Raw genomic sequence first — 13742 nt, 5'->3', positions numbered from 1 at the left:
GAGTCGGGGAGGGGGAGCCAACTTCAGCAAACAACTTAGGTGTCGATTCCCCCTTAGCTCAGTTGGTTAGAGCGACGGACTGTTAATCCGCAGGTCCCCCGTTCGAGTCGGGGAGGGGGAGCCACTTAGTTGGCTCTTAAATCGCCTCACCCACGTCACTCTATTTTAATTCCTAAAACAACGCGTTTAGACATTAAATAACCCTAATTCAATCAAGTTGTTAAACCCGTTCTAAAAAGGGATAATAGACCTAATCTGTTTTTCTTTTTAAATCGCGGGCATTGTCCGTCAAGATTCCTGTAAGGAATTGCGTTATTCATGACTGAATTTTTACTACTTTTGATTGGTACAGTACTGGTTAACAACTTTGTGTTGGTTAAGTTTCTCGGCTTATGCCCGTTCATGGGTGTGTCTGGAAAACTGGAAACCGCCATGGGTATGTCTATGGCCACAACATTTGTACTCACTCTTGCCTCAGCATCAAGCTACTTAGTAGAAACCTATTTACTTGCCCCTTTAGGCATTGGCTATCTTAGAACCTTAGCATTTATTCTTGTTATCGCGGTCGTTGTTCAATTTACTGAAATGGTCGTGCACAAAACGAGCCCTACTTTGTATAGATTGTTAGGTATATTCCTTCCTCTAATTACCACTAACTGTGCGGTACTTGGTGTGGCGCTGTTAAACCTTACCGAACAGCATAATTTCATGCAGAGCCTTATTTATGGTTTCGGTGCTGCGGTTGGATTCTCTCTAGTGCTAGTGTTATTTGCAGCCATGCGCGAGCGCTTAGTTGCTGCAGATGTACCTGTATCTTTTAAAGGTGCCTCTATTGCTATGATTACCGCCGGTCTTATGTCCCTTGCATTTATGGGCTTTAGCGGATTGGTGAAAGTGTAATGACGATATCTACTGCCATCATTTTTGCCATTATTGCAATTGGCGCTCTTGCACTTATTTTCGGCTTGGTTCTGGGTTATGCAAGCATTCGCTTTAAAGTTGAGGGCGACCCCCTTGTGGAGCAAATCGATGCCGTGCTACCACAAACCCAATGCGGACAATGTGGATATCCAGGCTGTAAACCCTATGCTGAGGCTATTGCAGATGGCGATGATATTAATAAATGCCCACCGGGCGGTGAAGCAACCATCAAGAAACTCGCAGATTTAATGGGGGTTGAACCTAAACCCCTTGATGCCGCACATGGTGAAGAAGACGTTAAAAAAGTTGCCTTTATACGCGAAGACGAATGTATCGGCTGTACTAAATGTATTCAAGCTTGTCCTGTTGATGCAATTTTAGGTGCAGCAAAACACATGCACACTGTTATTACCGACGAGTGCACAGGGTGTGACTTATGTGTGGACCCCTGCCCTGTCGACTGTATCGACATGGTACCAATTATACAAACAACTTCTACATGGAAGTGGGATTTTGAATCATCACCTAAAGGTGATATCCCTATCAAAATGGTGTCGTAATTGTGATGTATCCAAGTTTTGATTCAATTATAGAAACCCTTGAAGCGGGAAAGATGTACTCATTTCCAGGTGGTGTGCATCCTGACGATAAAAAATCACTTTCTAATACGTCGGTAATTAAAAAGCCGTCTTTGCCTGAGTTATTGATAGTACCACTGCGCCAGCACATTGGTTCAGACGGCATATGTTGCGTAGAAGTTGGCGATACAGTATTAAAAGGCCAAATTCTTTCGCAAACCTCTTCACCTTTTTCAGTGCCGGTGCACGCACCGACGTCGGGCGAGGTCGTTGCTATAGCTCCGCATGTTGTAGCCCACCCCAGCGGCCTAACAGAAATGTGTATTTCAATTCGCCCCGATGGAAAAGACACATGGTGCAGCCTATCTCCAATCGCTAACTATAGCGATATAGATAAAAACAAGTTGATTGAGGCCATCTGCCAAGCAGGTATCTCCGGAATGGGCGGCGCAGGCTTCCCTACTCATATCAAAACCTCAACGTCTAAACCCGTCGAGTTTCTTATTCTAAACGGGGTTGAGTGCGAACCTTATATTACCTCTGATGATCGACTAATGCGCGAGCACGCGTGGCAAATACGCCAAGGTTTAGACATTCTGACTCACCTTATCGGACCAAAAGCAATTGTGGTTGCTGTTGAAGACAATAAGCCCGAAGCCTACGAGGCGCTGAACATTGCATGTCAGGATAAGAAAGACTATCGCGTTGTTAGCGTGGAGACCAAATACCCCGCTGGCGGTGAAAAACAGCTGATTCAAGTACTCACCGGTCGCGAAGTACCAAGAAACGGTTTGCCTGTTGACGTGGGCGTTATGATGTTTAACGTGGGCACCTGCTATGCCATTGCAGACGCTATTTTGCATGGTAAGCCGCTAATAGAACGCATTGTTACCGTAACCGGTGAGGCTGTTAAATCTCCTAGCAACTTCAGAGCCTTGTTAGGTACGCCTGTTTCTCATTTATTAGAAGAAGCAAACTACAACCCGAAAAAACAAAAAGCACCGAAAGTCATTATGGGTGGACCTATGATGGGTTTCACTTTGTCAGACGCTACTATCCCCGTTGTTAAAACCACAAACTGTTTACTGGTCCCGGCCAAAAAAGAGCTAGTAGACGACAACGCCGAACGCCCCTGTATTCGCTGTAGCGCTTGTGCTGATGCATGTCCTGCTTCATTGCTTCCACAGCAAATATTTTGGCACGCCAAAGCGAAAGAGTACGACAAAGCGGAAGAATACGACCTGTTCGACTGTATAGAATGTGGCGCGTGCGCTTATGTTTGCCCTAGCGAGATCCCGCTGGTGCATTATTATCGCCAAGCTAAGTCTGAAATACGCATTCAGCGCGATGAAAAGAACAAAGCTGAAAAGGCTAAGCAGCGATTTGAAGCGCGTAAAGAGCGCTTAGAGCGCGAAAAGCTTGAGCGTGAAGCAAAGCATAGAAAAGCGAAAGAAGCGCGGTTAGCCGCTAACAAAGCCAAAGAACAAAATTCTGTTGCGGTCGATAATGCGAATAGCGCTGTTGATGCTGGCGCAACTGAAGCGAAGGATAAAGTGGCTGCGGCACTGGCTCGCGCGAAAGCGAAAAAAGCAGCCATGCAGGCTAACGCGAATGGTGAAGGCAAGGCAGCTAATACCGACGAACCAAGCAGTGCAGCCGATGATAAAAAGGCACAGGTAGCCGCCGCAATTGCAAGAGCAAAGGCGAAGAAAGCAGCACAAGCTCAAGGAGCAAATCAAGCTGAAAACGCTGCTGAGCCAGCGACCCAGGAATCATCGCCAGAAAATGATAAAAAGGCAAAGGTCGCAGCTGCAATCGCCAGAGCAAAAGCGAAAAAAGCGGCGCAGGCTCAAAACGAAATTCAAGATGAAAGCGCTGTGGAATCCTCAACTACAGAACCGTCAAATAGTCAGGCATCATCATTAGAAGATGAGAAAAAAGCCAAGGTTGCCGCTGCTATCGCCAGAGCGAAAGCGAAGAAAGCAGCCCAAGCTGGCCAGCATTCAGGTGCGTTGACAGAAAACCAAGCGGGTTCTCAAGGCGAAAAAACTGCTGAGCTTTCGAATACTGAGCCATCTAATACCGAAACTAATTCAGATCTTTCAGCTGAAGCGCAGAAAAAAGCGCGTATTGCTGCGGCAGTCGCTAAAGCAAAAGCACAAAAAGCCGCTAGAAATGGGGCAAGTGGGCAATCCGATGAACCAGTAACTGAGCAAGCTGCGTCTACGCAATTAGACGAGCAGCAAGACTACCAACCTAAAGAACAGCTAGATGACATGGATGCTAGGGATGAAAAGAAAGCTAGGATCGCAGCTGCGGTAGCTAAAGCGAAAGCCAAAAAGGCCGCGTCGCAAGAAGCGCAAGCGCCTAGCCCTGTTAGTAAAGCTGGCACAGAGGATCAGGACGTTAACTTGCCAAAAGACGCAAATCATCAAAGCGTCAGCAACCAAGACAAAAGTGATCAGAGTAATAACGCTTTAAGTTCTTCTAGCAACTTGAGTGAAGCGGAACAGAAAAAGGCCCGCATTGCTGCCGCCGTGGCTAAAGCAAAAGCCAAAAAGGCGGCTAAACAGGATGGCAATTCAGAAGAGAATAAAAAGAGCGCGCAAATTGATACTAGCAATAGCGACCTTAACAGGGAGGGAGCTTCAACGCTTAACACGCAGGATGTATCCAGCACGCCTAATGAGAATACTAAAGATACCTCATCTACGAATGAAGCTGACGAGAAAAAAGCACGTATTGCTGCTGCAGTGGCGAAGGCCAAAGCAAAGAAACTTGCTCAGGACGATAATGACGGTTTAGCAGCCTCACAAGATACTGCTGAGCAAGAAAGTAACAAGGAACATGAGCAGCGCGAATCGTCTAATAAAGCAGAACAAGCAACAAGCGCGCAAACAACGTCCCAACCCACTGCTCAAAATGAAAAGAAAGCGCGTATAGCAGCAGCCATTGCAAAAGCAAAAGCGAAAAAAGCGGCAGCTGAACAAGAGAAAGAATCAGAATGAAATTAAGTTTATCGAGTTCACCACACCAACGGGTTAAACGCGATACCGGACAGGTCATGCGCATGGTCATTTACGCCATGATCCCAGGCATGATAGCCCAATCCTTTTTCTTTGGTTGGGGAATGCTTATTCAAGCGGTTATTGCAGTAGTAAGTGCACTGGTCGTTGAAGGCGTTATTTTATATTTAAGAAAGCGACCTATCGAGCGCACTCTCACTGATTACAGCGCGGTGCTTACAGGATTACTTATCGCGATTAGTATTCCTCCTACCCTGCCTTGGTGGATGACGGTCACTGGCGTTTTTTTTGCAATCGCGGTAGCCAAACAGGTCTACGGTGGTCTCGGGTTCAATATTTTCAACCCCGCCATGATTGCTTACGTAGTTCTTCTTATTTCATTCCCTGCGGCGATGAGTCAGTGGTTACCGCCTGCGACTCACGCTGGCATTACACCAAGTTTCTTTGACTCGGCATCCCTTATATTCACTGGATTTACCACCAGCGGATATGATGTTACTCAGCTTAAAACCATTGCCGATGGTGTAACTATGGCTACACCGCTAGACACATTAAAAACCCACTTAACACAAGGTATGACGTACTCAGAGTCATTAGCTAAGCCGATTTTCGATGGCGGCGTATTCGAAGCTGCAGGTGCGGGGTGGGGAACAGTGAGCCTTGCGTATTTACTCGGTGGCCTCTACTTATGGAAAACCCGCGTTATAAGCTGGCATATCCCAGGTGGTATGCTGTTAAGCGTGTTTGTTTGTGCTTCACTACTTCATTTAATTAACGCAGATTACTATGCTTCACCGCTATTTCACCTGTTTAATGGCGCAGTAATGGTAGGTGCCTTCTTTATAGCGACCGACCCGGTCTCAGCCTCAACAACGCCAAAAGGCAGAATTATATTCGGCGCGGCGATTGGCTTTTGGGTGATAATAATCCGTACCTTTGGTGGCTACCCTGATGCTGTGGCGTTTGCGGTTATTATTATGAATATGGCGGTGCCTTTGATTGATTATTATACCCGCCCTCGCGTGTATGGCAAAAACGTCAAAGGCCGAGGTAAGCAGTAATGATGAAAGAAAGCTTGGCCAAAAACGGCCTTATGTTAGGTGCGTTTGCTGTTGTCACCACAGCGTTGATAGCGTTAACCTTTTTCGGCACCCAAGACAAAATTGAGCAACAAAAGCAGCAAAAGCTTCTAAGCGTACTAAATGAAGTTGTGCCTAGTGAATTCCATGACAATGCCCTGTACGCCAACTGCACAGAAGTCAATGCCCCTGAACTGGGCATAAAAAAAGCCCACAAGGTATACCGTGCCACGCTAAACGGCCAGCCAAGCGCGCTTGTGTTGGAAGCCACTGCCCCAGATGGTTACAGCGGTGATATAGATATTGTTGTCGGTGTAAAAGTAGACACACATGTTGGCAGCGGAACACAGCAAAGAAAAAATACCGACTCACATAGCGGTGAGAGTGAAAATATCAATACCTCTGCACTATCGCTTACTGATATGGCAGAGCTAGACGAGAGCTCTTCAGATATGCATGTGCCTGAAATATCAACAAGCAACATGAAAGTACTTGGCGTACGTGTAATTGAACACAAGGAAACCCCTGGGCTTGGTGATAAAATAGAGCTTGCGGTAAGCAACTGGATCACAACGTTCAGCGGCAAGTCATTCTCACCGGATAATTTGGCACCTTGGCAAGTAAAAAAAGATGGTGGTGAGTTTGATCAATTTACTGGCGCTACCATAACGCCAAGAGCGGTAGTTCGAGCAGTACGTGAGACTTTACTTTATGCACAAGCTAACCAAAGCGCACTATTCATTGCCCCAAATACCTGCGCAACGACGAATTCAGTTGAAACAATTGATGCCGTTAATGTGAATGAGGCTCAGCCCCATAGTGTAGAGGAGCTATAACGTGACTGACTTTCGCGACCTGTCCTTACAAGGACTTTGGAAGAATAATCCTGCACTAGTTCAATTATTAGGACTGTGTCCCCTACTAGCCGTAACCGCTACATTCATAAATGGCTTGGGGTTAGGCCTTGCTACCATGCTGGTATTAATTGGCAGTAACGTTACCGTGTCACTCGTTCGAAACGTTGTAAGAAACGAAATCCGTATTCCTGTTTTCGTTATGATCATCGCTGCTTTCGTTACCATAGTTCAGCTTTTGATGAATGCTTACACCTACGACCTTTACTTAGCGTTAGGTATTTTCATTCCACTGATCGTAACTAACTGCGCAATAATAGGTCGCGCTGAAGCTTTTGCGTCGAAAAATGGGCCCCTCGCATCCGCATACGACGGACTAATGATGGGATTAGGCTTTACCGCAGTACTGGTTATTTTGGGCGGTATGCGAGAAATTTTAGGCGCAGGTACATTATTAATGGGGGCTGATAGATTGTTCGGCCCAATTGCAGCGAACTGGACCATAACGCTATTTACCACTGAAAACCCATTTTTACTTGCGATACTGCCGCCTGGTGCTTTTTTAGGAATGGGCCTTCTTATTGCTATTAAAAACAGCATAGATGCTAAACTAGCGGCACGTCAGACATCGCCTGCAGTCAAAGCTGAGCGCGTAAGGGTTACCGCAGAAAGTTAACTCATATTGCCAATGTTAGCGCGTGTCGATATCACAAGTTCAGCTTTCAGTAATAGGCTCTGCCGTTTCCATTTTGCCAAGATTTACACGCTGTTAAACGACTATAACCAGAAAAGTATACAGAGATGAATGATGTAGTTAAGCCTGTGAAGGCGCTTTCTAAGCAGGAAAAAGTAAGCGAAATAATGCGGATTTTGGATGGCCTTTATCCAGAAATCCCTATCTTTCTTGATCATAAAGACCCATATACACTGCTGATTGCGGTTCTATTATCTGCACAATGCACTGACGAGCGCGTTAACCAAATTACGCCGAAATTGTTCGCCCGTGCTGATAACCCCTACGACATGGTGTTGATGAGTATTGAAGAAATACAAGACATTATTCGCCCTTGTGGATTATCGCCTATGAAGTCCAAGGGCATTTGGCATTTGTCTGACATGATCATTAAACAACATAACGGAGAAGTTCCAGCAAACTTTGAAGCGCTAGAGGCCATGCCTGCTGTTGGCCACAAGACAGCCGCGGTGGTTATGTCTCAAGGTTTTGGCATTCCTGCTTTCCCGGTAGATACTCATATTCACCGTTTAATGTACCGCTGGGGTTTGTCGAACGGAAAAAGCGTAGAGCAAACAGAACGCGACGCAAAACGCCTGTTCCCTAAAGAAAGATGGAACGACCTGCATCTACAGATTATCCTGTATGGCAGAGAGTACTGCCCCGCCCGCGGCTTCGATTTAAATAAGTGTGTAATTACCCGTGAATTCGGCAGAAAGAGTTTTATAAACGAAGTGCTCAAAGAACAAGAGAAAAAGCAAAAATTGGCGCTTAAAAAGAAGCGTAAATAGTACTTTAGGCAAGCCTCTGTTTTATAAAGAAGGAGTCTATAGACTCCTTCTTTATATTGTGGATAACGCTAATCTTGAGGGCTAAATTGACGAAAAGCATAAGCTCTTGATGAGGCCTCTGCTGCTATGACAATACCATTTCTCTCGATAGTTGAGTTTTGGTATTCAAAGGGAAATACACCATAAGCGAGCAGCCCTTCATATTCGAAATCTTCAAAGCAGGTCTCCGCTTTAATCGTAATATTGAAAAGTGAACTGACCCCGCTAATTGGCTCGACAGAGCCTGAGTATACGCAACCATTAGTATCTGAACCGCTGATCTCCCCTTCGTTATCGATAGCGAACGAACGAGTGTAAGCACCATCAGACCAAGAACTCGAATAATTGCCAGCAATATCGGTAAGTGAAACATCCTCGGTAGCGCCCACCTTGTTGGCAGAGAAATCCAAGGTAAGACCCGATACTATTGCTGAGCCTTCTAGCTTGTCACCATTCGCTGTGATCTGCATTGTGCCATGCCTTGTCATGCCCTCTTTTGGATACAGCATGGTATCGTCAGAGGTAAAGGTATTTTCGCTTATAGAGCCGTGAGCAATTAGCGTGTCACGTGAGAACTCTGAAAACACAATAGTCTTACCTTCAGAGGAGACTGCAATAACAACGTCTTCTAGCCCATCTTCAATCTTTGCTGTTTGCCCAAACCATACACCTATTGTTGAATCTGGCCTTACTACACTGTCATTATCATTTGAGCTACCACCACAGCCCATAAGCAAAAATGCGCAAACTAATGCACCAGCACAAGCTTTACCCTCGACAAAGCCTGAGATGGTTGATGTTCTTTTTTTGAAATAAGAATAGGGAGATATTTTCATATTTACTTTCCTTGTTATTTTCTTTCCTTTTTAAAGAGTAACATAATTTGCAACAGCCAAGTGGAGTTACTTTGCGATTAACATACGCCTTCGGCTTGTGGTTTACCTCGAAAGCGCTTTTTAAATTGGCTATGATAGGTGGGTCAATACTTGCTCACGCAAATAAACAAAAAATAAAAATAATTCACGGAGAACACATGTCCCGATTAAATACTATCGCTAGAAACCTAGCGTTTGGTGCATTAGTAAGCGCATGCAGTTTTGGCGTTTTTGCTGAAACCTCACCCATTACTGACGAGCAAAAGAAAAATGCCGAAGCGCTCATTCAAAAAGCGCTGAAAAGCGATTTAGGATATAGCATCGTTGAATCACTAACCACAGAGATTGGCCCACGCCTTGGCGGTTCTGAAGCAGAAAAGCGCGCCAGAGATTGGGGTGTAAAGGTAGGAGAACGTTTAGGTTTCGATAAAGTAAGTATTGAAGAGTTTACCATGCCCTTCTGGGACAGGGGCCACTTACATATTTCACTTACTGCGCCATACATGCAGCCCCTTTACGGCACAGCGCTTGGTGGAGCGGCACCTTCTGAAAATGAGATCAACGCTGACATCGTGTATTTCAGAGATATTCATGCACTAACCGCAGTCGAAGACGGCGCGCTTAAAGGCAAAATTGCATTTGTCGATGGTGATGCCATGGTAAAAAGCCAAACGGGTGCGGGCTATGGCCAAGCGAATCAACGTAGACGGATTGGTTGGCAACATGCGCAACGTGGTGGCGCTGAAGCTTTAGTTGTGCGTTCAGTAGGCTCAGACTCTCATCGCTTCCCGCACTCTGGCATGATGAGTTCAGACGGCGATGAGTGGGCCGATATTCCGGTTGTTGCTATTTCTAACCCCGACGCTGATCATTTGCGACGCCTACATAATTTAGGCAAGCCACTGTCGTTATCGCTCCACTCTGAGTCTAAATGGAAAGGCGAAGTAAACAGCGGCAACGTGATTTTAGATTTAGTAGGCAGTGAAAAGCCCGAAGAAATTGTCCTTATTGGTGGCCACCTAGACAGCTGGGATTTAGGAACTGGTGCAGTTGATGACGGCGCGGGCGTTGCTATTACTACTGCAGCTGCTGCGCTAATTGCTTCACTGCCAGAGCGCCCAAAGCGCACTATTCGTGTGGTCATGTTTGGCGCTGAAGAAGTAGGCTTGTTAGGCGCCTTTGCTTATGCAAAACAGCACGAAAAGAGCCTTGCTAACCATGTACTTGCTACAGAATCTGATTTTGGCGCGCAAACTATTTGGCAGCTCGTCTCAAACGTAAACCCTGAAGCAACAGTATTTGTAGACGAAATCGCTAAGATTTTGTCACCGCTTGGCATAGTGCGAGGCGGTTCAGATATTGCTGGCGGCGGCCCAGATATTATACCGCTAGCAGCGAAAGGCGTACCTACTATTCGGTTGAATCAAAACGGACGAGATTATTTCGATCTTCATCACACGCCTGATGACACGTTAGATAAAATTAACCCAGATGAGCTTGCACAAAACATTGCAGCTTATGCAGCAAGCATTTATTTGTTGGCAGATTCAGATGTTAATTTAAAAGTGAAACAGTAATTACACACTATTTAATATGGTCAATGGTCAGTACACGTCCGTGCTGGCCAATGCTTTCCCTTAGCTTTTCTTTGTGTTTAATTTTCGCAGTTAAACTTTGTTTCTTCTGAACGCTTTGCTGTTCGACAGAGTCGATAAAGAACGTTCAAAAGTTAAATTTTTGGTCTTAAGTAACACTTGTAATTAAGTTACAGAGACGTGTTATTACTGAAGATGACGTCTTGCTCCAAAAACATTGAGACACAATGTTTGAAATACTGAGCTTGAGTTAATTTTCTTGAATAAGCTGAGCCACAAATCGTTTCGCTTCTTGTCTTGAAGACAATTCTACATGCCGATAGATATCCGCGTGTTTAAAGGCAACAGTTGTTTTATTTATGGAGATATTTGAAATTAACGCACTTGGAATAGCGCTATTAAAGGTAGAGATAGAATTTTGAATTTGCATAATAAGTACTTCTTGAATGATATTGTTTGTTTTGAGTTCCTCGCAGGTTGGGTTAAGAAATCTAAAAACGAAAATTAGGCTCTTGTCACATCGCTTTGCGTGTAAAAGAGCCCATATTTAGTAAGGGTCAGACGACCCTAGACAAGCTTACAGGTCTTATAGAACTGTTACGTTAGCAGCTTGTGGACCTTTTTGGCCTTGTTCAACTTCAAAGCTAACCGCTTGGCCTTCAGCAAGAGTCTTGAAGCCGTCAGAAGTGATTGAACGGAAGTGAACGAATACGTCTTTGCCGCCAGCTTCAGGAGTAATGAAACCGAAACCTTTTTCTTCGTTAAACCACTTAACTGTACCGTTTACAGAATTAGACATAATAATAACCTTTTAAAAAATTGATGTAATGGTGGAATCCACCGAATAGCAATAGACATAACTAAGCTAGTAAAGCAGTTGTATATCTATCTAGCACTTCAATTTGAAGGTATAAAGAAAGGTACAGCGCAGTATTAGGTAAAGCATAAAACATATCTAGAGCGAGCGAGACAGTACAGGTATTTGGCCACAATGTCCAATTATTTCAGGATTATTTTTTAGCATTGCAGTGAGACCTCATTATTGAGCCCACAATGAATACGTATATTTGTATAAGGCGAATAGCAGCTAAGTTAACCCTATTCTTTTTTCGCTAGGGCTTAATAATGACAGACATGTACTCGTTATCGGCTAAAACCGCCATTGTGACGAGCACAGGCAAAGGACTGGGTAAAACTATTACCCGCTTTCTATTAGATGCTGGAATGAAAGTAGCTAAAAGTAGCTATATGTTAAGCCAGCCGCGCCGGCTTAAAATTGATAATATAGGCATATGGGGCTTTTAATACGTTTAAGTAGAATTGTAAAACTGTCTTAAAGCGTTAACATTTCCCCATTATCATAGTGTGTCGTTTGCGTTTACCAATGAAAGTACTCTGCAGTGCTCTGTATGAATGGAGTTTTGTGTGACTGGAATTATGTGTACATGTGGCAACTGCAAACGCGCACTTACAATGCAGTGTGCCATCGGGTAACTCTGATGGTTCAAATAGGAAATAGTTATGCGAATGCTTCACACCATGCTTCGAGTTGAAAACTTAGAGGCGTCACTTCACTTCTACACCTCATTGATGGGCATGCGCCTTCTTCGCCAATCAGAAAACAAAGAGTATGAGTACACCCTCGCCTTTGTAGGATATGGAGAAGAGACCGATAGCACTGTGTTAGAGCTTACCTATAACTGGGGTGACAATACCTACGATAAGGGTAACGCGTACGGCCACATCGCAATTGAAGTAGACGACATCTATCAGTTTTGTGAAAACTTAGAAGCAAATGGTGCCGAGGTGTATCGTAAACCAGGCCCCGTAAAGGGTGGCTCTACAATTATCGCTTTTGTTCGTGACCCAGACGGGTATGCCATAGAGCTTATTCAAAATAAGTCTATTTCACTGTAGTGATAGCAAAAACGCGCCAAAGTAGTTAAAGCCCCTTAAACATGAACTTTTTCAATGAAATGTGCGGGACAAATTAGATGGCGATAAAAGTAAACACATGGAGTGGCAATTTAATGCTAAGTAACCGCTTATTATCTTTTTTAAACTGGGTGAGCAAGGCTGTAACGGGTTTGTCTAACAAACTTAAGCTTCGAACAAAGGGCAATGCTAAGTTGCACAGTAGATACACGAATACATTGGCCGCGATAATGCCTGCTTTAATGGTGGTCTTTACAGGCGCTCTTGCCTCTAAAAGTACGTTTGCTGCTGGTACTTCTAACAGTACAACCTCGCAAGGTGAAGTAGAAATAGCCACCAGCGAGAGAGCGCGCTTCACCGTTATCGCTCATCGCGGTGCATCTGGCTATTTACCTGAACACACCCTTGAAGCAGCCACTCTTGCGTTTTCGCTGCGTCCCGATTTTATCGAGCAAGATGTTGTCATTACCAAAGACGACATCCCTGTTGTGCTACACGACATTCATTTAGAGACGGTCACTAACGTAGAAGAGATGTTCCCAGCCCGCCACCGAGATGACGGACGCTTCTATGCCCGTGATTTCACTCTCGAAGAACTGCGAAAACTGCGGGTACACGAACGTGCTAATAGTGACAAAACGCAAGTTTTTAAGAACAGATACCGCGGCAAACAAGCTAATTTTAAAGTGGCCACGTTAAGTGAACACTTCGAATTAATTGGCGAGCTTAATCGCCAATTTAACACGTCTGTAGGCGTGTACCCTGAAGTAAAGTCCCCTGCTTTTCATATGGCAGAAGGTATTGATGCCAGTAAAATCGTTATCGATACATTGAAAGAGTACGGGTTTGCGGGAGAAAACGGCAATAGCTACCTGCAGTGCTTTGACTTTAACGAGGTCAAGCGTATTCGGGAAGCCCTTGGCTATAAGGGCAAAGTGGTTATGCTGATTGGCGAGAACGACTGGGGAGAAAGCGACACTGACTACGATTGGCTGCGTACGAAGGAAGGTATGAATCAAGTAGCGTATTATGCCGATGGTATAGGCCCTTGGTTAGGTCATTTACTTGATGAAAAAGCAATGACCAAAGGAAAAATGGAGGCTGCAGCATGGATAAAATACGCCCATGACAACGAGCTTACAATTCACCCTTATACCTATCGCCACGATGCCTTGCCGGCAGGTATGAAGGGAGAGCAAATCTTAGAAGTATTACACAAAGTAGTGCAGGCTGATGGCGTTTTCACCGACCATTTGGTGCCTGTGTTAACGTGGCGAGAAAAACAAAACACTTCCCTTTGATGCTGGTTTAGCGTT

Annotated in this window: 14 protein-coding genes and 1 tRNA gene; 12 read left to right on the top strand and 3 right to left on the bottom strand. The window is 44.8% G+C overall.

Translation table 11 applies throughout. The annotated features are described in order from the left end of the window. The first annotated feature begins 47 nt into the window (after positions 1–47). The 8 genes from KL866_RS00495 to nth all read left to right on the top strand — a co-directional run bounded on the left by KL866_RS00495 (position 48) and on the right by nth (position 7982). Positions 48–124, top strand: a tRNA-Asn gene (locus tag KL866_RS00495). A gap of 194 nt (positions 125–318) precedes the next feature. Next, positions 319–900 carry an electron transport complex subunit RsxA gene (gene rsxA, locus KL866_RS00490; RefSeq protein WP_214992377.1) on the top strand — a complete coding sequence of 194 codons (582 nt, stop codon included), beginning with the start codon at positions 319–321 and terminating at the stop codon, positions 898–900. Next, entirely contained in the window at positions 900–1481 is a 582-nt protein-coding gene (rsxB, locus tag KL866_RS00485) for an electron transport complex subunit RsxB (RefSeq protein ID WP_025254526.1), read from the top strand. Before rsxA ends, rsxB begins: the two co-directional genes overlap by 1 nt. 5 nt (positions 1482–1486) lie before the next feature. Next, positions 1487–4507: an electron transport complex subunit RsxC gene (gene rsxC, locus KL866_RS00480; RefSeq protein ID WP_214992393.1), complete on the top strand. Its 3021-nt coding sequence runs from the start codon at positions 1487–1489 to the stop codon at positions 4505–4507. After that, on the top strand, positions 4504–5586 hold the full coding sequence (gene rsxD / locus KL866_RS00475) for an electron transport complex subunit RsxD (protein WP_214992374.1): 1083 nt from the start codon (positions 4504–4506) through the stop codon (positions 5584–5586). Before rsxC ends, rsxD begins: the two co-directional genes overlap by 4 nt. Further along, complete coding sequence (locus tag KL866_RS00470) at positions 5586–6440, top strand: RnfABCDGE type electron transport complex subunit G (protein WP_214992361.1); 855 nt, start codon at positions 5586–5588, stop codon at positions 6438–6440. The genes rsxD and KL866_RS00470 overlap by 1 nt, the downstream gene beginning before the upstream one ends. 1 nt (position 6441) lies before the next feature. Beyond that, entirely contained in the window at positions 6442–7134 is a 693-nt protein-coding gene (locus KL866_RS00465; RefSeq protein ID WP_214992347.1) for an electron transport complex subunit E, read from the top strand. Positions 7135–7259: 125 nt separating this feature from the next. Beyond that, positions 7260–7982: an endonuclease III gene (gene nth / locus KL866_RS00460; protein WP_025254521.1), complete on the top strand. Its 723-nt coding sequence runs from the start codon at positions 7260–7262 to the stop codon at positions 7980–7982. Between the two features lie 68 nt (positions 7983–8050). Here the strand turns inward: nth and KL866_RS00455 are convergent, their stop codons facing one another. Beyond that, a complete protein-coding gene (locus KL866_RS00455) occupies positions 8051–8857 on the bottom strand; it encodes a hypothetical protein (RefSeq protein ID WP_025254520.1) in 807 nt (268 codons plus the stop codon). Between the two features lie 197 nt (positions 8858–9054). On the opposite strand from KL866_RS00455, the gene KL866_RS00450 reads away from it, so the two are divergent. Beyond that, entirely contained in the window at positions 9055–10473 is a 1419-nt protein-coding gene (locus tag KL866_RS00450; protein ID WP_214992344.1) for a M20/M25/M40 family metallo-hydrolase, read from the top strand. A 268-nt stretch (positions 10474–10741) separates the two neighbouring features. On the opposite strand, the gene KL866_RS00445 is transcribed toward KL866_RS00450, so the two are convergent. Next, positions 10742–10921 (bottom strand): hypothetical protein, encoded by a 180-nt coding sequence (locus KL866_RS00445; protein ID WP_025254518.1) that lies wholly within the window; start codon positions 10919–10921, stop codon positions 10742–10744. 156 nt (positions 10922–11077) lie between these two features. After that, complete coding sequence (locus KL866_RS00440) at positions 11078–11290, bottom strand: cold-shock protein (protein ID WP_025254517.1); 213 nt, start codon at positions 11288–11290, stop codon at positions 11078–11080. 326 nt (positions 11291–11616) lie between these two features. Here KL866_RS00440 and KL866_RS20075 point away from each other — a divergent pair, with 326 nt between their 5' ends. The 3 genes from KL866_RS20075 (at position 11617) to glpQ (ending at position 13727) form a co-directional block, all read left to right on the top strand. Next, the gene (locus KL866_RS20075; RefSeq protein ID WP_025254516.1) at positions 11617–11796 is read left to right on the top strand and encodes a hypothetical protein; all 180 of its coding nucleotides are present in this window, start codon (positions 11617–11619) and stop codon (positions 11794–11796) included. 216 nt (positions 11797–12012) lie between these two features. Next, on the top strand, positions 12013–12408 hold the full coding sequence (gene gloA, locus KL866_RS00430; protein ID WP_025254515.1) for a lactoylglutathione lyase: 396 nt from the start codon (positions 12013–12015) through the stop codon (positions 12406–12408). Between the two features lie 77 nt (positions 12409–12485). Beyond that, positions 12486–13727: a glycerophosphodiester phosphodiesterase gene (gene glpQ, locus KL866_RS00425; protein WP_251139740.1), complete on the top strand. Its 1242-nt coding sequence runs from the start codon at positions 12486–12488 to the stop codon at positions 13725–13727. The last annotated feature ends 15 nt before the right edge of the window (positions 13728–13742 follow it).

The organism is Alteromonas sp. ALT199 (assembly GCF_018619335.1).
Taxonomy (GTDB): domain Bacteria; phylum Pseudomonadota; class Gammaproteobacteria; order Enterobacterales; family Alteromonadaceae; genus Alteromonas.
Note: the sequence above shows the minus strand (reverse complement) of the source record. Positions and strands in the feature narration are given on the sequence as shown.

Bases quoted from the DNA above. Each gene is read 5' to 3' on its own strand.
- rsxA (WP_214992377.1), top strand. From the start codon at position 319: ATGACTGAATTTTTACTACTTTTGATTGGTACAGTACTGGTTAACAAC.
- rsxB (WP_025254526.1), top strand. From the start codon at position 900: ATGACGATATCTACTGCCATCATTTTTGCCATTATTGCAATTGGCGCT.
- rsxC (WP_214992393.1), top strand. From the start codon at position 1,487: ATGTATCCAAGTTTTGATTCAATTATAGAAACCCTTGAAGCGGGAAAG.
- rsxD (WP_214992374.1), top strand. From the start codon at position 4,504: ATGAAATTAAGTTTATCGAGTTCACCACACCAACGGGTTAAACGCGAT.
- KL866_RS00470 (WP_214992361.1), top strand. From the start codon at position 5,586: ATGATGAAAGAAAGCTTGGCCAAAAACGGCCTTATGTTAGGTGCGTTT.
- nth (WP_025254521.1), top strand. From the start codon at position 7,260: ATGAATGATGTAGTTAAGCCTGTGAAGGCGCTTTCTAAGCAGGAAAAA.
- KL866_RS00455 (WP_025254520.1), bottom strand. From the start codon at position 8,857: ATGAAAATATCTCCCTATTCTTATTTCAAAAAAAGAACATCAACCATC.
- KL866_RS00450 (WP_214992344.1), top strand. From the start codon at position 9,055: ATGTCCCGATTAAATACTATCGCTAGAAACCTAGCGTTTGGTGCATTA.
- KL866_RS00445 (WP_025254518.1), bottom strand. From the start codon at position 10,921: ATGCAAATTCAAAATTCTATCTCTACCTTTAATAGCGCTATTCCAAGT.
- KL866_RS00440 (WP_025254517.1), bottom strand. From the start codon at position 11,290: ATGTCTAATTCTGTAAACGGTACAGTTAAGTGGTTTAACGAAGAAAAA.
- KL866_RS20075 (WP_025254516.1), top strand. From the start codon at position 11,617: ATGACAGACATGTACTCGTTATCGGCTAAAACCGCCATTGTGACGAGC.
- gloA (WP_025254515.1), top strand. From the start codon at position 12,013: ATGCGAATGCTTCACACCATGCTTCGAGTTGAAAACTTAGAGGCGTCA.
- glpQ (WP_251139740.1), top strand. From the start codon at position 12,486: ATGGCGATAAAAGTAAACACATGGAGTGGCAATTTAATGCTAAGTAAC.